Below are 18,553 nucleotides of genomic sequence, written 5' to 3' on the forward strand. Positions count from 1 at the left end.
CCGGACACCGGACACCGGACACCGGACACGGAGATGGAGATGGCCTCCGGTCGCCCGTCTTCGGGATGGCGCCGGAGTGGGTTCTCGAGGACGGGCGTCCCATCGCCACCGCGACCGTGCTGTCCCATCCCGAGCAGGTGGAACGGCTGCGCGCGGCCTGTCCCGAGGCCGCGCCCACCGCGGTACTCGCCGGGGACCCGTGCTACGACCGCATCCTCACCGCGCTCCCCCAGCGCGACCGGTTCCGCCGCGCGCTGGGCGTGGGCCCCGACCGGCGGCTGGTCGTGGTCGCTTCGACCTGGGCGCCCCGTTCCCTCTTCGGCGGAGACAGCGACGACCCCGACGATCTGCTGCCCTGGCTGCTGTCCCGGCTCGCGGCGGAGCTGCCGGCCGACGAGTACCGTACGACCGCCGTCCTGCACCCCAACATCTGGTACGGCCACGGTCCGGGACAGGTCCGGGCGTGGCTGGCGAACGCCCGTCGGGCCGGCCTCGACGCCGTGCCGCCTCTCGAAGGGTGGCGGCAGGCGCTCATCGCGGCCGACTGCGTCCTGGGAGACCACTCCAGCGTCACCTACTACGCGGCGTCCATAGGCGTCCCGGTCCTCCTCGGCGCCTTCCCCGAGCAGGACCTCGACCCCGGCTCCCCGGTGGCCTCCCTCGGACGGACGGCTCCCCGGCTGCTGCGGCACGGCAGCCTGCGCGCGCAGATCGACCGCGCGGTCGAGGCACACGAGCCCGGCCGGTACAAGGCGCTCGCGGAACAGACCAGTTCGGCGCCCGGGGAGTCCGCGGTGCTCCTGCGCCGCCTGTTCTACGGCCTGATGGACCTGCCCGAACCCCGGTCGCACGCGGCGCTGCTCGAACCCCTGCCGCTCCCGCCGTTCCACCCCGCCCGTGCCACCGCCCCGGTCCGGGTCCAGGTCCGGCGGATCGGCGCGGACCCCCCGGAGGTCGACCTCGCGCGGTACGCCGTCGGCGGCGACGAGCCGGATCCGCCCCAGGACCCCGCCGCGCCGGCCGAGTCGGTGCACACGATGGTCGACGAGGAGACCCGGGAGCCCGGCCGGCTGCGCGTCGCCGATGTGGTCGTACGGCGTGCCGACGCGGACGATCCACGGCTCGGCCCGCCCGCCGCCTGGGCGGCGGAGGCCCTGGCGAGCCACCCGTACTGCGGGCTGGTCGCCTACGTCGACGGGCTGGACCGCTGCTTCGTGGGCACCCGGGAGGGAGAGCTGCTGCGGCTGTCCGCGGCGCCGGACCCCGACGGACGGCCCGACCTGTGCGATCCGGCCGCCTACGCCTGCGCGCTCTACGCCTGGACCGCGAGCGGCAGAACCCCGGCCGATGCCGGGCCCGTGATCCGGGTGCGCACCGGGGCCGCCGTGCACCGGGTCACGGTCGAGCCGTTCGCCGTACGGGTGCCCTGAGCGAGGGGCCTGAAGGGCCGCCCCGCCCCTGTCGGCGCATCCGTCCGGCCTGCGGTGGATTCACGAACCGCGGCGGCCGTCCGGCGCGGGCCCCCAGCCTGACGCGTCACGCCTCGATCTCGGTCAGGCGCGACCGCACCCTGGCGAGCGCCGCCTCGTCGTCGTTCCCCGCCTCCGAGAGGCACTGTGCGGCGCCGCGCAGATCCTCCGCCTCCTGCGCGGTGCGTCCGGCGTCGCGGTGGCAGCGTGCCCGCGCGATGAGGGCGTCGGCGAGTTGCAGGCCCGCGCCGTCGGCGGTCATCGCCTTGACGGCCTCGTCCAGGCACACCCGCGCCTGGTCCGGGTCTCCCGCGTCCAGGTGGAGATCGCCCAGGCTCATGTAGACCCGGCCCTCGTTGTAGGGGTCACCGCCGTCGCTCAGGCGCCGGAACCGCGCCAGGGCGTCGTGCAGTTGGGCCGCGGCGGCCGTGAAGCGGCGCTGCTTGGTCCGGGCGCGGCCGATGTGGTGCGTGAGCAGGGCGGTGGCCCGGGGGACGTCCTGTCGTCCGTCACCGTCCGGGCCGATGCGGTCCAGGATCTCCCGGGCCTCCTCGAAGCAGCGCTCGGCCGCCGTGAACTCCCACTGCCGCAGGCGGAGCAGCCCCCGCGCCTCGACGGCGCTCGCCTCCCCCCGGTGGTGGCCGCAGTCCCGGTCCGCCGCCACGGCCTGTTCGAGAGCCGCCTCGGCGTCGTCCGCGCGCCCGGCTCCCATGTGGCCGAAGGCGAGCTGGGTGCACATCCGGCCCACGGCACGCCGGTCGCCGAACTCCGCGGCGCTGCGCCGGGCCGCCTCGACTCCGAGCACGTGGGTGTCGATCCACTGGGCGTGGAAGCCGAGGCGCAGATGCAGGGTCCACATCGCCTCGCACAACTGCCACACGAGGTCGTCGAAGCCGTGCTGATCGGCGGCCCTGATGGCGGCCGCGAGGTTCTCCCGTTCACGGCGCAGGCTCGCCAACGCGCGCTTGCCGTCGCTCCCGTCGCGGTCCGCCGGAAGGACGAGGTCCTGATAGGCGGGGCCGAGCCGCCACCGCTTCGGCATGACCCGGAAGTCCGCGGCGGCCGCGAACCGCAACTGCCCGACGGCCACCCGGCGGACGGCGCCGGAGATCCGGGTGTGCCCGTCCTCGGCCAGCGCCAGTTCCCGGGCGTGGGCGCGGGTCAGGTCGTGGAAGCGGTACCGCTCCTCCCCGACCTCCTCCAGCAGGTTCACCCGGCCCAGTTGTTCCAGGAGCGCGCGGGCCTCCCGGTCCTGGACACCGGCGGCCTGCGCGGCGCACGCGACGGTCACGGTCGGCCAGGCGGCCACCGCGATCGCGCGGTAGAGGGCGGCGCAGTCGGGCGTGAGTTCGCCGTAGGCGACGTCCTGAGCGGCCCGGACCGGGTCGGTCGGGTCGGTCGGGTCGGTCAGGGCTCCTGAGTCGTCGGGGTGCGCGTCTGTCACGTCGGTGCCCTCCCGGTCGTGGCCGTGGATCCGGTCGGACAGCCGGCGCGCGACGCGCTCCCAGCTCAGGTGTTCGCGTACGGCGAGGCCCGCGCCCGTGGTGCACAGCGCGAGCGGGATGCCGCCGGTGCCGTCCGCGACGGCCCGCACGGCGTGGTCGGGCGCGGCGGGTCGATCGTTCCCGACCACTCGCCTGAGCAGGCTCACCGAGTCCTCGGACGACAGCGGTCCCACCGCGAACGGCCGGGCTCCGTGCCGCGCCACGAGGCGACCCGGCCGGTGCCGGCTCGTCACCAGGACCAGACACCCCGGAGAGGCCGGCAGCAGGGGGATCACCTGGGCGTCGTCATGGGCGTTGTCCAGTACGACGATCATGCGGCGGTCGGCCGTGCAGTCGAGGTACAGATCCCGCTGCCGTGCCTCGTCGCCCGGCACCGCGGCGGACGGCACCCCGAGCCGCTCCAGAAACCTGGCGAGTACGTCGGAGGGCGGCAGTGCCGTACCGGCGGACGCGCCGTTCAGGTCCGCGAAGAGGACGCCGTCGGGGAACCGGTCCCCCAGCTCCACGGCGCAGTGCACGACGGCGGCGGTCTTGCCGATACCGCCCGGGCCGGTCAGCGCGGCGATCACGGGCGCTCCCCGCGTACGGTCCTCCTCGTCCAACAGGGCCGTGAGCCAGGCGAGTACGTCCGCGCGGTCGGTGAACACCGCGGTCGTGGGCGGCAGCATCCGCGGCCGGGAGGCACCGTGCGCCACGGCGGGCACGGAACGCGGGGTCAGCCAGGCGGCCTCCCGCACCCACTCCGACACGTCACGGGCGGCCTGCGGGGAGCTGTGGACGAGTTCCATCAGCCGTAACGCGGCCGCCGACCGCTCGGACTCGGTGACGGGCAGGGTGGGCCCGTCCACACCCGCACCCTCCCCGCCCCCGTCCCCATCCCCGACTGGGTCACGTCTCAGCAGGTCGAAGAGTCTCTCGGAGGTGCGCCGGCCCAGCTCGCCGCCGGCTCCGGACAGCGCGCCCGAGGCGACCGTGCCGACCGCCGAAACCACCATGCCCATCAACGGCTCCACGCCGGCCTCCCCCAACTCTCCGTCCCCGCAATGCTATCGACGCGCCGAGCGGTACCCGGTGGGAATCCCCCACCCCCGCACGGGGAATGAGGGACAACAAGACGCGACCACTTCCCCCCACCGCCTCTCAGGGAGGCCCCATGCTGCGCGGCATCGACGTCAGCTCGTACCAGTCCTCCAACTACGACACCGACGGTCTCTCCTTCGTCTTCGTGAAGGCGACGGAAGGCCGTTCGTACGTCAACCCGAAGCTGGCGGCCCAGACGAAACGGGCCCGCGACGCCGGACTGGTCGTCGGCTTCTACCACTTCCTGTGGCCGGGCAACCTCACCGCCCAGGCCGAGTACTTCGTCTCCCACGCCCCGGAGAGGAAGGGCGACATCCTCGCCGTCGACTGGGAGACGAACGGCGAGGGCACCCACGCGAGCAACGCGGAGAAGGACAGCTTCATCAAGAAGGTGAAGGCGCTGCGGCCGGACAACCGGGTCGTCCTCTACTGCAACCGGAATTTCTGGTTGAACATCGACAGGACGTCGTATGCCGGCGACGGCTTGTGGATCGCCGACTACGTGTCGGCGGGCAAGCCGCGCATCCAGGCCGACTGGCGTTTCCACCAGTACACCGACGACCCGGTCGACACCAATGTGGCGGACTTCGCGAGCAAGGCGGCGCTCAAGGACTGGGCCCAGCCCTGATCCGGGGGTGGCGGGTCAGCCCCGGAAATCCACCGGCCGCTCCGGCGGCGCCTTCGCCAGGGCCTCGGTGACGCCCTCTACGCCCGCGCGCAGTCCGTAGACCGGGGTGCCGGGCTGCTGGCGCCAGGAGTCGTCGATGCCGCCGCCGTCGACGGTGTCGAAGCCCAGCTCGTCGATCAGGGCGCGGATCCTGGCCTTGGCCGCCTCGTCGTCGCCGGCGACCGGGAGCGCCATGCGGTCGGGCGCGCCGGCCGGGCGGGGGCGGTCGAGGATGTCCTGGGCGTAGGTGCCGTTGAAGGCCTTGACCACCGGGTGGCCGAGATGGCCCTCGGTCCAGCGGCTCTCGGTGCGGCCCCCGTCCTCGATGCCCGCGATCCTGCCGTCCCGCTGCCGCGGGTAGTAGTTGCCGGTGTCGATGACCGCGACGCCGTCGGCCGCCCCGTCGAGGACGCCGGACGGCAGGTCCGGGACCCTCTTCAGCGGGATCGTGACGACCACGATCTCGGCGCCGCGCGCCGCCTCCTCCACCGGCACCGGGGTGGCGCCGGTCTCCTCGGCCAGCGCGGTGAGCGTGTGCGGCCCGCGTGAGTTGGCTACGGAGACGTCGTGTCCGAGGGCGGTGAGCCGCCTGGTGAGGTTGCCGCCGATGTTGCCCGCGCCGATGATGCCGATCTTCATGGTCCTGCTCGCCTGGCCCTTCGGGGGTCGTGTCCTGCTGGTGAGCACCAGCAACCTCCGGGCCGGGCGGGCTATTCCGCCGTCGCCACGGCTTCACTCCCCCGCAGCAACGTGCGCCGACGGCGGAGGGGCGCCCGCCGGGTGACCGGCGTGCGCCCCTCTCTCACCGCGTCGTCGCTACTTGTTCAGGTGGGCCCAGAACTCGTCGAACGACAGCCGCTTGTCCCCGTCGAGGTCGCGGCCGGCGATGATCGCCTCGGCAACCGACTCGGTGACGTTCCAGTCGCCGCCCTGGGCGAGCGCGGCCTTGAACTCGGCCGCGGTGATCAGGCCGTCACCGTCCGTGTCGATCCGCTCGAAATGCTTGCGTGCTTCCTCGATGTCCGCCACCGATCCGCCCCTCGTTTCGTTCTCGGGTCCTTCTTGGGTCCATCTGACGCAGGTCAGACTAGCTGCCGGTCCGAGCCTCCAGCGCGGCGACCACCCACCCGAACTCCGCCTCGTGGGCGGAGGGGGGCTCCACGCCGTTCACGATCGCCGACAGCTCCCGGTAGCGGGCGAGCCGGACGTTGGTCACCGCGGTGAGGCGTTCGAGGACGACGGCCGGGTCGGCGTCGCCGATCAGCGCGTGCAGGATGCCGACGGCCCGCGGCGAGTCCGGCGCGACGCCCTCGCGCAGCGCGTCACCCGCGAGCTGCACCAGGCGGCTCACGAACCACAGCGACGAGCTTGTGGGGACGTCCGCTCCCCGGTCCGCCGCGTTGAACTCGATCATCCTGCGCATCGTCGCCCGGAACTCCGGGTCCTGGATCAGCTCGGCCAGCTCCACCCAGGCGTCCACCTGCTCGGGGGTGGGGTCGTCGGGCAGGTCGGCCGCGGCGAAGCGCAGCCGGGTGCGGATGTCCGGGTCCGCGGTGTCGATGCCCGCGAAGACCTCCGCCATGAAGTCATCGATGATGTGCCGCCGTTCGGCGGTGGACAGTCGCGCCAGCTTGTTCATCAACGTCATCTCCTCAGCGGTCGAGCCGCGTCGCGCCACGGTCGACAGCACCGCGCGGGTCACCCTCAGCGAGCTGATCTGCGCGTCCAGCGCGCTCACGTGCGCCGCCGCGACCTGCGCGACCGTGGTCTCGCCGGCCAGGACGCGGCGTACGGCGTCCAGGCCCAGGCCCAGTTCGCGCAGGGTGCGGATCAGCTCCAGGCGGGCGACGGACGCGGCGTCGTAGAGCCGGTATCCGCCCGCGGAGCGGGTGACCGGGGGCAGGGCGCCCTCGTCGGACCAGTAGCGGATGGTGCGCACCGTGAGTCCGGTGGTCCGCGCCAGTTCGCCGATGGTCATGAGGTCGGTGCCGTCGTCGGTCATGTCTGGGAGTCTGTGCCTTCCAGTGGGTGGAGACTCAAGGAGCACAGAGCACAAGGAGCGCGGTGTGGCGGAGGGCCTGCGGGAGATTCTGGGTCATCGCCTTCACGGCGCACTCGGTGGTCCACCGACACGATCGACGTGCTGCTGACCGGCGCCCCGCTCCCGGGGCGGCCCGAGGTCGAGCTGACGGAGGTGGCCGATCCAGGGCACCCCCGGGTGGTCTCGGCCCGGCGGCGGCGCGACGAGGTGCGGGTGTGGGCGGCGGACGGCGGGGTGCTGGTGCTGGGCCGGGGGGTCGCCGGGCGGCTGGAGGTCGCCGTGGAGGTGGCGGAGGATGCCAGGCACCGAGGGCTGGGGCGGCGGCTGGTGACGGCGGCGCGGCAGTTGGCCGGGGGCGAGCCGGTGTGGGCGCAGGTGTCGGCGGGGAACGCCCGCAGTCTGCGGGCGTTCCAGGCGGCGGGTTACCGGCCGGTGGGTTCGGAGGCCTTGTTCCTCCTGCCCTGAGTGGCCGGTGTCGGCGCGTCAGTGCCAGGGCTGGTAGTGCGGGTTGCTCTCGCAGTCGCTCATGATCTCGGTCTTGGTCTGCCGGTCGACCGGGCAGACGCCGATGATGTACTTCCGCTGGATGCCGCCGGGGAAGGCGACCTCGACCTGGTCGGCCCACTTGTGGGTGTCGCCGATGGTCTTGTTGACGTCGATGCCGCCGGGGGCGTCGATGTAGTAGTTGTAGCCGGACTTGTACCAGGTCTTGTACAGATCGTGGTCGTAGCTCGTCGAGACGAACGGCGAGGGCTGGTTGACCAGGACGTACTTCTCCACGTCGTACTGGCCGTTCTCGACGTCCTTGGCGTGGAAGCCCTCTTCGAAGACGACCTGGGGGCCGCGGCTGTCGCTGCGGTAGAGGGTGCCGCAGGTGGTGCGCCAGACCGGCTCGGGCGTGATGCGGTCGACGTCGACGCCGCGGTCGGCGGCGGCCTTGGTCTTGTCGTCGAACTGGGGGCAGGCCGGGGCGGCCTTGGCGAGGGCCGCCGTCGGGGCCGCCGTCGGGGCGGTGGCGGCACCGGGGACGGTGGCGGCCGAGGTGGCGAGGACGGCGGAGAGCGACAGGACGGCGGCGGCGGTCCGGCGGCGCAGGCGAGTGGTGATCATGCGCATACGATCCCGGCTACGGAGCGGCACGTTCCGGATTCTCACCCGTAGGTGGCGTGTCCGGTGAACGGGGTTGATTTCAGGGATAGATGGAGAGACCGGGATGTCACCGGTCGACGACCCGCAGCTCGAACCAGGTGGTCTTCCCGCGCGGCAGCAGATCGACGCCCCACCGGTCGGACAGCTTGTCGACGAGGAAGAGTCCGCGCCCGCTGATGTCCGTCTCCTGCACCGGCATCAGGCAGGGCAGCCCCCGGGAGGGGTCGCGGACCTCGATCCGGATCCAGCCGGGGCGGCGGCGCATGTGGAGGCCGAACACGCGTGCGCCGGTGTGCCGTACGGCGTTGCCGACCAGCTCGGAGACGAGCAGGACGGTGTCCTCCGTGACCTTGGGGCCGAGCTTCCACTGGCGCAGGGCGACGACCTGGGCCAGTCGGCGGGCGGTGGCGGCGGACTCGGGGCGGGACGGTAACGGAACCTCGCGCTCCGTCGGGTTGCCGAACAGTTCCAGCGCCTTGAGCGCGCGTTCGTCCTCCACCGCCGGCGACCAGCGCGCCGCGGTCGCACGTCCGGCTCCCCGCGGCTGTTCCGTACCCTCCAGCCCCGCCATGCCCCCATCATGGCCGCCCGCAGGGGGCTCCGGGGCCGTTCCCGGGGAATACGCCCCCGCCAGGACCGGGCCGGGTGGCGGTCGATCGGCATATGCCACAGGCAGTTCGGGAGTGGATTCAGCCCCACTGACCTGCGCGGACGGCTCGGCCGGAGACACGCGGCGGACTCCCTCGACAAGACGCGCTTAATGGTGCGTTAAGGCTGCCATAAACCGCCCCATCGAGGGACCCGGATCAGACATCGCGTCAATTGCAAGGGGTACGACGCGACTTCGAGGGTGACACTCGCGCATCCTGCGGGGCGCGTCAGACGAACTTCGCCTTGCCGGGGCCCTCTTCCACGAAGCTGCGCATCCCGCGTTCGCGGTCCTCCGTGGCGAACAGACCGGCGAACCAGTTCCGCTCGACGGCGAGGCCGGTCTCGATGTCCGTCTCCAGACCCGTGTCGATCGCCTCCTTCGCCGCGCGCAGCGCGATGGCGGGCCCCTTCGCGAGCCGCGCGGCCCACGCGTGTGCCTGCTCGTAGACCTCGGCGGCCGGCACCACCCGGTCCACCAGGCCGAGCGTCAGCGCCTCGTCGGCCTTCACCTGACGGCCGGTGAAGATCAGGTCCTTGGCCTTGGAGGGTCCGACCAGCCGGGACAGCCGCTGGGTGCCGCCCGCGCCCGGGATCAGGCCGAGCAGGATCTCGGGCTGGCCGAACCTGGCGTTCTCCCCGGCGATGCGGAAGTCGGCGCAGAGGGCGAGTTCGCAGCCGCCGCCCAGGGCGTAGCCGGTCACCGCCGCGACCACGGGCTTGGGGATGCGGGCCACCGCCGTGAAGGAGTCCTGGAGGGCACGGGCCCGCACGATCATCGCCGCGTGGTCCATCACCTGCATCTCCTTGATGTCGGCGCCGGCCGCGAACACCTTCTCGCCGCCGTAGACGACCACGGCGCGTACGTCCTCGCGCCGGGTGGCCTCCTCGGCCAGCTCCTTCAGCCGGTCCTGGGTGGCGACGTCCAGCGCGTTCATGGGCGGGCGGTCCAGGCGCAGCGTGCCGACGCCTTCGGCGACTTCGAGATTTACGGTCATGCCCAGCAGGTTAACGGGGACTAACGGCTACGGGGTGGGTGCGGTCGCTCACACCCGGCCGGGGGTCTGGGGGTTGCCCCCAGGCAGGCACAGCACGGGGACTAACGGCAACGGCCCCGGTGCCGTACCTCACATCGAGGGCACCGGGGCCGTACGCCGTACCTCTGTGCGAAGGCTCAGGCCTTCCACTTCTCCCAGGACATGTTCCAGCCGTTGAGGCCGTTGTCCGGGGCGATGGTCTCGTCCTCGGAGTTCTTGACCACGACCACGTCGCCGATGAGCGAGTTCTCGAAGAACCAGGCGGCCGGCGCCTTCTCGTCCCAGCCGCCGCGCACGTCGCGCAGGCCGACGCAGCCGTGGCTGGAGTTGTAGTTGCCGAAGGCGTCCCCGCCCCAGTAGTTGCCGTGGATGAAGGTGCCGGAGGTGGACAGGCGCATGGCGTGCGGGACGTCCTTGATGTCGTACTCGCCGCCGTAGCCGACGGTCTCGCCGTTCATCCGGGTCACCTCGAGCTTCTCGCTGATGACCATCTTGCCGTTCCAGGTCTCGTAACCGGGCTTGCCGGCACTGATCGGGACGGTCTTGACGGTCTTGCCGTCCCGCACCACCTTCATCGTGTGCTTCTTGGCGTCCACGACGGAGACCTGGCTGCGGCCGACGGTGAAGGAGACGGTCTTGGCCTGCTTGCCGTAGACGTCCTCGCGGCCCTCCACCCCGTCGAGGTTGAGGTCGACGGTGACCTTGGTGCCGGCCTTCCAGTATTTCTCGGGACGGAAGTCGAGGCGGTCGTTGCCGAACCAGTGGCCCGCGACCTCGACGGCCGGCTCGGTCTTGACGGTGATGGCCTTCTCGACGTCCTCCGGGTTGGTGATGCCCCGGGTGAAGCGGATCGAGAACGGCATCCCGACGCCGACCTTCGAGCCGTCCTCCGGCGTGAAGGTGCCGATGAAGGTGTTCTTCGGCGTCAGGGTGGTGAAGCGGGAGTCCTCGGCGGCCGTGCGGCCCTCGGAGTCCTTGGCGACCGCGTGCACGGTGTACGTCGTGGAGGCGGCCAGGTGGGCGGACGGCGTCCAGGCGGCGCCGTCCCCGGTTATCTTCCCGTCGACCTTCGTGCCCTTGGCGTCCTTGACGACGACCTCGGTGAGCCTGCCCTTCACGGCGCCGACCTTCAGGGCGCCGCTGGTGTCGACGGACTTGGCCCCGTTCTCGGGGGCGATGGTGACGACGGCCTCGGACTGCTTGCTCTGTGCCGCGGTGGAGTCCTTGGCCTTCTCCCCATCGCCGTCCCCGGCCCCCGAGCCCGATCCGCCCCCGCCACACGCGGTGACGGTCAGCATCAGCACCCCGAGTACCGCCCCCGCTATCGGACGCACGTTCACCTTGTCTCCCCTCGCCGGGCCCGGTCCGGCCCGCACCCCAGTGCGCTCGCGCACGCACCGGCGCATCGTAACCGCAGGCCAGGGGGGATCGGGGCAGCGGAATTGTCACTGTTCCGTACCGAGTTGGGCGCCGGGTGCCGCGAGCACGCCGGTGTCACTTCACCGCGCTGCCCTCCTTCCACTCCTTCCACTTCATGTTCCAGCCACCGAGCCCGTTGTCCGGGGCGACCTTCTTGTCCTTGCTGTGGACCACCTCGACGACGTCGCCGATGAGGCTGCGGTCGAAGAACCAGCCTCCCGGGGTGTCGGAACCGCCGCCCTTGTCGTCGCGCAGCCCGATGCAGCCGTGGCTGACGTTGGCCCGGCCGAAGGTGTCGGCGGGCGCCCAGTAGTTGCCGTGCAGGAAGGTGCCGGAGCTGGTCAGGCGGATGGCGTGCGGGACGTCGGGGATGTCGTACTCGCCGCCGAAGCCGACCGTGCGGCTGTTCATGCGGGTGACCTCGAGCATCTCGGTGATGACCATCTTGCCGTTGTAGGTGGGGGTGGTCGGCGCTCCCGCGGTGATCGGCACAGTGGCCAGCAGCGTGCCGTCCCGGCGCACCTGCATGGTGCGCTCGAGTGCGTCGACGCGGGAGACCTGGCTGCGGCCGACGGTGAAGGAGGACGTCTTGTGCTGGAGCCCGTAGACCCCCTTCGCGCCCTCGACGTCCCGCAGGTCCAGGGCGACGGTGACCTCGGTGCCGGGCTTCCAGTACTCCTTGGGGCGGAAGTCGAGGCGGTCCTTGCCGAACCAGTGGGGGCGGATCTCGGTGGAGGGCTTCGCGGAGACGGAGACGGCGCGTTCGACGGCGGCGCGGTCGGTGATCTCCCGGTTGAACTCCAGCGAAACGATCATGCCGGTGCCGACGACCGAGCGGTTCTCGGGGGCGACGTAGGCGATGAAGCGTTCCTCGGGGACGTAGGTGGTGAAGGTGGTGTGCCGGGCCGAGCGGTGTCCCCCGCCGTCCAGGGCCACGGCGTCGACCGTGTACTTGGCGGCGAGCGCGAGCCGGTCGTCGTCCGGCTTCCAACTGAGGCCGTCCTCGGAGATCCGGCCCGGCACCGGGGTCTCGCGCGCGTCCTGCGCCTTGACGACCTTCACCGACTCCAGCCGGCCGTCGGGCACCCGCACCGACAGCTCCTTCTCCGGCCGGACGGCCTTGCTCCCGTCGTCAGGAGTGACGCGGATGACGTCCTCGGCCGCGGGTGGCTTGCCGAACATCTCGCCGATGCCGTCGCCGATGCCGGAGCCGATGCCACCCCCGTCCGAGGTGCATCCGGCGGCGCCGGCCAGCAGTCCTGCCCATGTCAGTAGGGCGGCCAGAGCGGCGCCCGCGCGCCGTGCGCGCCCGTGTACGTGCCTCACATCCACCCGTAACGACCGGTCGGCCCTGGGGAAACGTGAGTGCGAGCCACCCGGTGGGCAGAACTGTGGGGAGGACGACGCGACGGGGAGCTGCGGCCGGGACGCCGCACGCCCTCCTGCCGGACGTCGTTCCACGAGCCGTGGGAGGCTGACAGGTGTCCAGCGCAGCCGAGCAGGAGGCGGTGGCCGGGAAGCAGGCCGCCGCGGACGGGCGCCCCGCCGTCGTGGTCGGCGGCGCGCGGCGTGAGGCGCCGTCGCCCGCCGTGCCGGCCGTCGTGCCGGCGGCCTGGCCGACCGCCTGGCCGGGCACCCCGGTGCCGCTGGGCGCCCGGTTCCGGACCGGCCCGGACCAGGTGGCGGGCACCAACTTCGCGCTGTGGGCGGGCGGGGCGGAGGCGGTGGACCTGTGCCTGTTCGACACGCCGGACTCCGGTGGATCGGCCTCCGGTGGATCGGCCTCCGGTGGCCCGCGCTCCGGTTCCGGTGGCGGGGAGCGGCGGGTGCGGCTGACGGAGCTGACGCACGAGATCTGGCACGGCTTCGTGCCCGGCGTCCTGCCCGGGCAGCGCTACGGCTTTAGGGTGCACGGCCGCTGGGACCCGTGGACCGGCGCCCGCTGGAATCCGGCGAAGCTGCTGCTCGACCCGTACGCCCGCGCGGTGGACGGCGACTTCGGCCTGCCGCCCGAGGTGTACGGGCACGTCCGGGACTGGCCCGAGCAGCGGGTGGCGGACACCGTGCGCGACGACCGGGACTCGGCGCCGTACGTGCCCAAGGGCGTCGTGGTCCATGACGACGACGACTGGTCGGACGACCGGCGCCCGAAGACGCCGTGGGCGGACTCGGTCATCTACGAGCTGCACGTGCGCGGCTTCACCAAGCTCCACCCCGACATCCCGCCCGAGCTGCGCGGCACGTACGCGGGCCTCGCGCACCCGGCGGCGATCGCGCACCTGACCCGGCTGGGCGTGACGGCGGTGGAGCTGCTGCCCGTGCACCAGTTCGCGCACGAGAGCCATCTGCTGGAGCGCGGCCTGAGGAACTACTGGGGCTACAACTCGGTCGGCTACTTCGCCCCGCACGCCGCCTACGCCGCCTCCGGTACCACCGGTGAGCAGGTCGGCGAGTTCAAGCGGATGGTGCGCGCGCTGCACGCGGCCGGCATCGAGGTCATCCTCGACGTGGTCTACAACCACACCGCCGAGGCCGGCGAGCTGGGCCCGACGCTGTCCCTGAAGGGCATCGACAACCGCGGCTACTACCGCCTCCAGCCCGACGCGCGCCGGTACGCCGACTACACCGGCTGCGGCAACACCCTGTACGTCGTCCAGCCGCACGTGCTGCGCCTGATCACCGACTCGCTGCGGTACTGGGTGACGGAGATGGGCGTGGACGGCTTCCGCTTCGACCTGGCGGCGGCGCTGGCCCGCTCGATGCACGACGTCGACATGCTGTCCCCGTTCCTCGCGGTGATCGCGCAGGATCCGGTGCTGCGCCGGGTGAAGCTGATCGCCGAGCCGTGGGACGTCGGCTCGGGCGGCTACCAGGTGGGCGCGTTCCCGCCGCTGTGGACGGAGTGGAACGACCGCTACCGCGACTCGGTCCGGGACTTCTGGCGGCACGCGCTGCCGGACGTGCGGGAGATGGGCTACCGCCTGTCGGGCTCCAGCGACCTGTACGCGTGGGGCGGGCGGCGGCCGTACGCGTCGGTCAACTTCGTCACCGCGCACGACGGCTTCACCCTGCGGGACCTCGTGTCGTACGAGCGCAAGCACAACGAGGCCAACGGCGAGGGCAACCGGGACGGCACGGACGACAACCGGTCCTGGAACTGCGGCACGGAGGGGGAGACGGACGACGAGGACGTACGGGCCCTGCGGCGCCGTCAGCTCCGCAACCTGCTGACGACGCTGCTGCTGTCGACCGGGGTGCCGATGCTGGTCGCGGGCGATGAGATGGGCCGCACCCAGCGCGGCGGCAACAACGCCTACTGCCAGGACAATGAGATCGGCTGGGTGGACTGGAGCCTGCTCCACGACCCCCGGTGGCGGCCCCTGTTCGAGCTGGCCTCCCGCCTGATCGCCCTGCGCCACCGGCACCCGGTGCTGCGCCGCCGGGCCTTCTTCTCCGGCCGGGCGCACTCCGCGGACGGCCTGCGCGACCTGGCGTGGTTCACCGCCCGGGGCGCGGAGATGACGGAGCGGGACTGGTACGCCCCCGCCGCCACGCTCGCCATGTACCTGTCCGGGCGGGACATCCCGGGCCGCGACGAGCGCGGCGCCCCGATCGCCGACGACAGTTTCCTGGCCGTCCTGCACGCGGGGGACACACCGGTGGACGTCGTGCTGCCGGGCCCGCCGTGGGCGGAGCGGTACGAGGTGGTCGTCGACACCGGCCGGGAGGAGCAGGACGAGCCGCCGGGCACCACGTACCCGGCGGGCGTGGCGATCACGGTCCCGGCGCGGACGGTGCTGCTGCTGAGGGCGGGGTGAGCGAGGCCCGGTTCAGCCGAGGATGCCCCGGTCGTACGCGGTCGCGACCGCCGCCGCGCGGTCGCCCACGCCGAGCTTGGCGTACAGGTGGGTGAGGTGGGTCTTCACGGTCGCCTCGCTGATGAACAGCACCCGGGCGATCTCCTTGTTGGACGTGCCGCGCGCGACCAGGGCGAGCACCTCGCGCTCGCGGGCGGAGAGGGGCTCGCCGCCGGGGGCCTTGGGGCCGCGGACGGCGGAGACCAGACGGGAGGCGATGGCCGGGGAGAGGACGGTGCGCCCCTGGGCCGCCGCGCGGACCGCGGTGAACAGGTCGTCGCGGGGCGCGTCCTTGAGGAGGTATCCGGTCGCGCCGGCCTCGATGGCGGGCAGGGTGTCGGAGTCGGTGTCGTACGTGGTCAGCACGAGCACCCGGGCGCGGGCGCCGCGCCGGGTCAGCTCCCGGATGGCGTCCACGCCCGCGCCGCACGGCATCCGCAGGTCCATGAGGATCACGTCCGGGTCGAGCGCGGCGGCCCGTTCCACGGCCTCGACGCCGCCCGCGGCCTCGCCGAGGACGCGGAAGCCGGGCGCGGACTCGAACATGCCGCGCAGGCCGTCGCGGACCACGGGGTGGTCGTCCACGACGAGGAGGGAGATCACGGCGTCATCGGTCAGTGCGTCGTCGGTCAGTGCGTCGTCGGTCATGGCGTCGTCGGTACGGCGTCATCGTTCAGGGCGTCGTCGGTCATGGCGTCATCGGTCATGGCGGACCAACGGTACGCGAGCCGAGACGGCCGTGCCCTGGCCCGGCTCCGCCTCGACGGTGAGCGAGCCCGCGACGCGCTCGGCGCGGGCCCGCATGCCCTCGAGGCCGAAGCCGCCGACGGTGGTGCGCTCCCGTGCGGTCGGCGGGTCGAAGCCCCGGCCGTCGTCGCGGACGTCGAGGGTGACCTCGTCGCCCATGTAGGACAGGGTGACGCCCACCCGGTCGGCGTGGGCGTGGCGGGCCGTGTTGGACAGGGCCTCCTGGCCGATGCGCAGGAGGGCGGCGGCGACCTCGTCGTGGAGTTGCTCGGCGGTGCCGGTGACGGTGAACCGGGCCTGGACGCCGGTGCGCTCGCCCCACTCAGTCACCGTCTTCTTCAGCGCGTCCGGCAGCCCGTCGTCGGCCAGCGCGACCGGGGAGAGGTTGTGCACGGAGCGGCGGGCCTCGCCGAGGCTGTGCCGGGCCAGGGCGACCGCCCGGTCCATGTGCTCGCGGCCGAGCGCCGGGTCCGGGGTGGCCGCGACGACCTGGAGCTGGGCGATGATGCCGGTCAGGCCCTGGGCGAGGGTGTCGTGGATCTCGGCGGCCAGCCGCCGGCGTTCGTCGGCGACGCCGGCCTCCCGGGCCTGGACGAGGAGCTGGGCGTGAAGGGCGGCGTTCTCGTCGAGTGCCTGCTGCAGGGCCGCGTTGGTGCGTTCCAGCTCGGCGATGGTCTCGACCCGGGCGCGGCTGCGGGCCGCCTCCGTCTCGGCGAGGCGGGCGAACACCACGAGGAGTACGACGTTGACCGCGAGGATCGCGCCGAAGAGCACCCAGCCCGACTCGTCGCCCGGCGGCAGCCCGCCCGACTGCGAGCCCGCGATCGTCACCGCCGTCAGGAACAGTCCCGCCTTGAGCAGCCGGGGCGGCAGCAGCCGGTCGACCCCGAAGTAGCCGGAGTAGGCGTAGAAGCCGAACAGCGGGTTGAGCCAGACCAGGACGAAGGCGACGGCGCAGCGCACGAAGTAGAGGCAGACGCTCGCCGGGGTGGGCCCGGTCCGGGTGCGGGCCGACCTGGCCCACCACAACTGCAGGCCGGCCGCGACCGCGATCAGGGCGCCCGCGAGGTACCACTGGCCCGCGGTCGTGCCGATCAGGTCGGAGGCCGCCGCGGCGACCACGGTGCCGACGGCGAGCAGGCCGAACGGCCCCCACTGGTGGAACGCCGTCCACTGGCGCTCGACGGTTCCCGCGTCGGTCATCGGGCCAGTGTCGGCCATCGGCGCGCTCATTCCCAGCGGAACCGGCGCGAGGCCAACGAGGTGAGCAGCGCCGTCCAGGCCACCAGAATCGCCAGGTGGGACCAGTCCGGCCAGTCGCCGGCCGCGGCCTCGTTGAGGGCCTGCGCGGCGGCGCCGAAGGGGGTCAAGCCCACGATCTCGGCCAGCAGGTCCGGCATGGCCTGCACCGGCAGCCACACGCCCGCGCAGAACATCGCCGGGAACAGCGCGGCCGAGCCGATCGCGCCGGCCGTCTTCGTGGTGCGGGACAGGGCGGAGAGCAGGGCGCCGAGGGAGAGCGCGGCCAGCACCGCCAGCAGCAGCGCCAGGAGGTAGCCGAGGGGCTGCTCGGGCAGCGTCACGTCGAAGGCGAGCCGGCCGACCGCCAGCGCGAGCAGCGCGGAGAGGAGGGCGGCCCCGCCGCACACCACCATCTGCGCGGACAGCAGGGCCGCCGGCCGCACCGGCGTGGCGGACATCCGGCGCAGGATGCCGCGCTCCCGGTAGCCGGTGAGGACCTGCGGCATGCCCTGGAGGCCGCCGACGGTCAGGCCGAGGAGCACGGCCACCGGCACGTAGGCGTCGACCGGGCGCAGCCCGCCGAAGGAGGGGTCGGCTTCGCGGAAGGACGGGATGGAACCGAGGATCGCCAGCAGCAGGGTCGGGAACACCAGCATCCAGAACAGGGCGCCGGGTTCGCGGCGGAACAGGCGCAGCTCGGTCTTCAGTACGGCGGTGTCGAGGACGGCGGTGTGGCGTGTGGCGGTGTCGCGTGCGGCGGTCTTCATGCGGTGGCCTCCGTGAGATCCAGGAAGGCGTCGTCCAGCGTGGTGTCGGTGACCCTGAGCTGGTGGGCGGTGACGCGGGCGCGGGCGAACAGGGTGACAACGGCGTTGACCGTCTCGTCCGTGCCGGACAGGGTGACGCGGCCGTCCCGGTACGCGACGGAGGCGAGTTCGGGCAGCGCGCGCAGGTCCGTGTCGTCGAGCGGCTCGGACGGGGTGAAGCTGATGACGGTGGCGCCCGCCGAACGCCGGATGAGCCCGGCCGGGGAGTCCAGGGCGGCGACCCGGCCCCGGTCGATCACCGCGATCCGGTCGCACAGGCGCTGCGCCTCCTCCATGAAGTGCGTGACCAGGAGGACGGTGACACCGCCCGCGCGGATGTCCTCGATGAGCTGCCAGGTCTCGCGGCGGGCGCGCGGGTCGAGGCCGGTGGTCAGCTCGTCCAGCACCACGACGCGTGGGTCGCCGACCAGGGCCAGCGCGATGAACAGGCGCTGCTTCTGACCGCCGGAGAGCTTCGCGAACCGGGTGTCCAGCATCGGGACGAGGCCGAGCCGCTCGGCCAGCGGACGCCAGTCGGCCGGGGCCGGGTAGAAGGCGGCGTACAGCTCCAGGGCCTCGCGGACGGTGAGCTTAGGCTGCACCTCGCTCCGCTGGAGTTGGGCCCCGAGGACGCGGGCGACCTTCTCGTGGTCGGCGACGGGGTCCAGGCCGGTGACGCGGACGCGTCCCGCGTCGGGGACCCGCAGGCCCTCGACGCACTCGACGGTGGTGGTCTTGCCGGCGCCGTTCGGACCGAGGACGCCGAAGATCTCGCCCTCCTCGACGGCGAAGGACACACCGTCGACGACGGGACGTCCGCCGTAGGACTTGCGCAGGTCGGTGACTTCGATGACGGGCATGCCGCCAGCGTCCCGGTAAGCGGGCG

Annotated in this window: 16 protein-coding genes and 1 pseudogene; 4 read left to right on the forward strand and 13 right to left on the reverse strand. The window is 72.8% G+C overall.

The window, feature by feature from the left end:
• The first annotated feature begins 65 nt into the window (after window positions 1–65).
• The gene (locus tag KUM40_RS02865) at window positions 66–1,430 is read left to right on the forward strand and encodes a hypothetical protein (RefSeq protein ID WP_217162415.1); all 1,365 of its coding nucleotides are present in this window, start codon (window positions 66–68) and stop codon (window positions 1,428–1,430) included.
• 106 nt (window positions 1,431–1,536) lie between these two features.
• Here KUM40_RS02865 and KUM40_RS02870 read toward each other — a convergent pair whose 3' ends face one another.
• Window positions 1,537–3,987: an NB-ARC domain-containing protein gene (locus KUM40_RS02870; RefSeq protein WP_308401051.1), complete on the reverse strand. Its 2,451-nt coding sequence runs from the start codon at window positions 3,985–3,987 to the stop codon at window positions 1,537–1,539.
• Between the two features lie 140 nt (window positions 3,988–4,127).
• Here KUM40_RS02870 and KUM40_RS02875 point away from each other — a divergent pair, with 140 nt between their 5' ends.
• The gene (locus KUM40_RS02875) at window positions 4,128–4,682 is read left to right on the forward strand and encodes a glycoside hydrolase family 25 protein (protein ID WP_217162417.1); all 555 of its coding nucleotides are present in this window, start codon (window positions 4,128–4,130) and stop codon (window positions 4,680–4,682) included.
• Window positions 4,683–4,697: 15 nt separating this feature from the next.
• On the opposite strand, the gene KUM40_RS02880 is transcribed toward KUM40_RS02875, so the two are convergent.
• The 3 genes from KUM40_RS02880 to KUM40_RS02890 form a co-directional block, all read right to left on the reverse strand.
• Complete coding sequence (locus KUM40_RS02880) at window positions 4,698–5,408, reverse strand: NAD(P)-binding domain-containing protein (protein ID WP_308401052.1); 711 nt, start codon at window positions 5,406–5,408, stop codon at window positions 4,698–4,700.
• A gap of 129 nt (window positions 5,409–5,537) precedes the next feature.
• Window positions 5,538–5,750 carry an EF-hand domain-containing protein gene (locus tag KUM40_RS02885; RefSeq protein ID WP_217162421.1) on the reverse strand — a complete coding sequence of 71 codons (213 nt, stop codon included), beginning with the start codon at window positions 5,748–5,750 and terminating at the stop codon, window positions 5,538–5,540.
• Between the two features lie 58 nt (window positions 5,751–5,808).
• The gene (locus tag KUM40_RS02890; protein WP_217162423.1) at window positions 5,809–6,723 is read right to left on the reverse strand and encodes a MerR family transcriptional regulator; all 915 of its coding nucleotides are present in this window, start codon (window positions 6,721–6,723) and stop codon (window positions 5,809–5,811) included.
• 108 nt (window positions 6,724–6,831) lie between these two features.
• Between KUM40_RS02890 and KUM40_RS02895 the strand changes: the two are divergent.
• Window positions 6,832–7,227 (forward strand): annotated as a pseudogene (locus KUM40_RS02895) (N-acetyltransferase family protein); the annotation flags it as partial.
• A gap of 18 nt (window positions 7,228–7,245) precedes the next feature.
• Here the strand turns inward: KUM40_RS02895 and KUM40_RS02900 are convergent.
• The 5 genes from KUM40_RS02900 to KUM40_RS02920 all read right to left on the reverse strand — a co-directional run bounded on the left by KUM40_RS02900 (window position 7,246) and on the right by KUM40_RS02920 (window position 12,341).
• Window positions 7,246–7,872: an ADP-ribosyltransferase gene (locus KUM40_RS02900; RefSeq protein WP_217162424.1), complete on the reverse strand. Its 627-nt coding sequence runs from the start codon at window positions 7,870–7,872 to the stop codon at window positions 7,246–7,248.
• A 106-nt stretch (window positions 7,873–7,978) separates the two neighbouring features.
• Window positions 7,979–8,482: an ATP-binding protein gene (locus tag KUM40_RS02905; protein ID WP_217162426.1), complete on the reverse strand. Its 504-nt coding sequence runs from the start codon at window positions 8,480–8,482 to the stop codon at window positions 7,979–7,981.
• Window positions 8,483–8,789: 307 nt separating this feature from the next.
• Window positions 8,790–9,557 carry an enoyl-CoA hydratase/isomerase family protein gene (locus KUM40_RS02910; protein ID WP_217162427.1) on the reverse strand — a complete coding sequence of 256 codons (768 nt, stop codon included), beginning with the start codon at window positions 9,555–9,557 and terminating at the stop codon, window positions 8,790–8,792.
• A gap of 176 nt (window positions 9,558–9,733) precedes the next feature.
• Window positions 9,734–10,936, reverse strand: coding sequence for an Ig-like domain-containing protein (locus tag KUM40_RS02915; RefSeq protein ID WP_217162429.1), 1,203 nt, complete (start codon window positions 10,934–10,936; stop codon window positions 9,734–9,736).
• Between the two features lie 154 nt (window positions 10,937–11,090).
• Window positions 11,091–12,341, reverse strand: coding sequence for an Ig-like domain-containing protein (locus KUM40_RS02920; RefSeq protein ID WP_217162431.1), 1,251 nt, complete (start codon window positions 12,339–12,341; stop codon window positions 11,091–11,093).
• Window positions 12,342–12,496: 155 nt separating this feature from the next.
• Between KUM40_RS02920 and glgX the strand changes: the two genes are divergently transcribed.
• Window positions 12,497–14,833: a glycogen debranching protein GlgX gene (gene glgX / locus KUM40_RS02925; protein WP_217162433.1), complete on the forward strand. Its 2,337-nt coding sequence runs from the start codon at window positions 12,497–12,499 to the stop codon at window positions 14,831–14,833.
• A gap of 12 nt (window positions 14,834–14,845) precedes the next feature.
• On the opposite strand, the gene KUM40_RS02930 is transcribed toward glgX, so the two are convergent.
• Genes KUM40_RS02930 through KUM40_RS02945 form a run of 4 tightly spaced genes read right to left on the reverse strand, consistent with a single transcriptional unit; the run spans window position 14,846 to window position 18,527 of the window.
• Window positions 14,846–15,520 carry a response regulator transcription factor gene (locus tag KUM40_RS02930; RefSeq protein ID WP_217162435.1) on the reverse strand — a complete coding sequence of 225 codons (675 nt, stop codon included), beginning with the start codon at window positions 15,518–15,520 and terminating at the stop codon, window positions 14,846–14,848.
• 48 nt (window positions 15,521–15,568) lie between these two features.
• Complete coding sequence (locus KUM40_RS02935) at window positions 15,569–16,822, reverse strand: sensor histidine kinase (protein WP_254394419.1); 1,254 nt, start codon at window positions 16,820–16,822, stop codon at window positions 15,569–15,571.
• Between the two features lie 26 nt (window positions 16,823–16,848).
• The gene (locus KUM40_RS02940; protein WP_217162440.1) at window positions 16,849–17,628 is read right to left on the reverse strand and encodes an ABC transporter permease; all 780 of its coding nucleotides are present in this window, start codon (window positions 17,626–17,628) and stop codon (window positions 16,849–16,851) included.
• Window positions 17,625–18,527 (reverse strand): ABC transporter ATP-binding protein, encoded by a 903-nt coding sequence (locus KUM40_RS02945; RefSeq protein ID WP_217162442.1) that lies wholly within the window; start codon window positions 18,525–18,527, stop codon window positions 17,625–17,627. Before KUM40_RS02945 ends, KUM40_RS02940 begins: the two co-directional genes overlap by 4 nt.
• Window positions 18,528–18,553 lie beyond the last annotated feature (26 nt).

This window comes from Streptomyces sp. AC512_CC834, assembly GCF_019049325.1.
Lineage (GTDB): Bacteria > Actinomycetota > Actinomycetes > Streptomycetales > Streptomycetaceae > Streptomyces.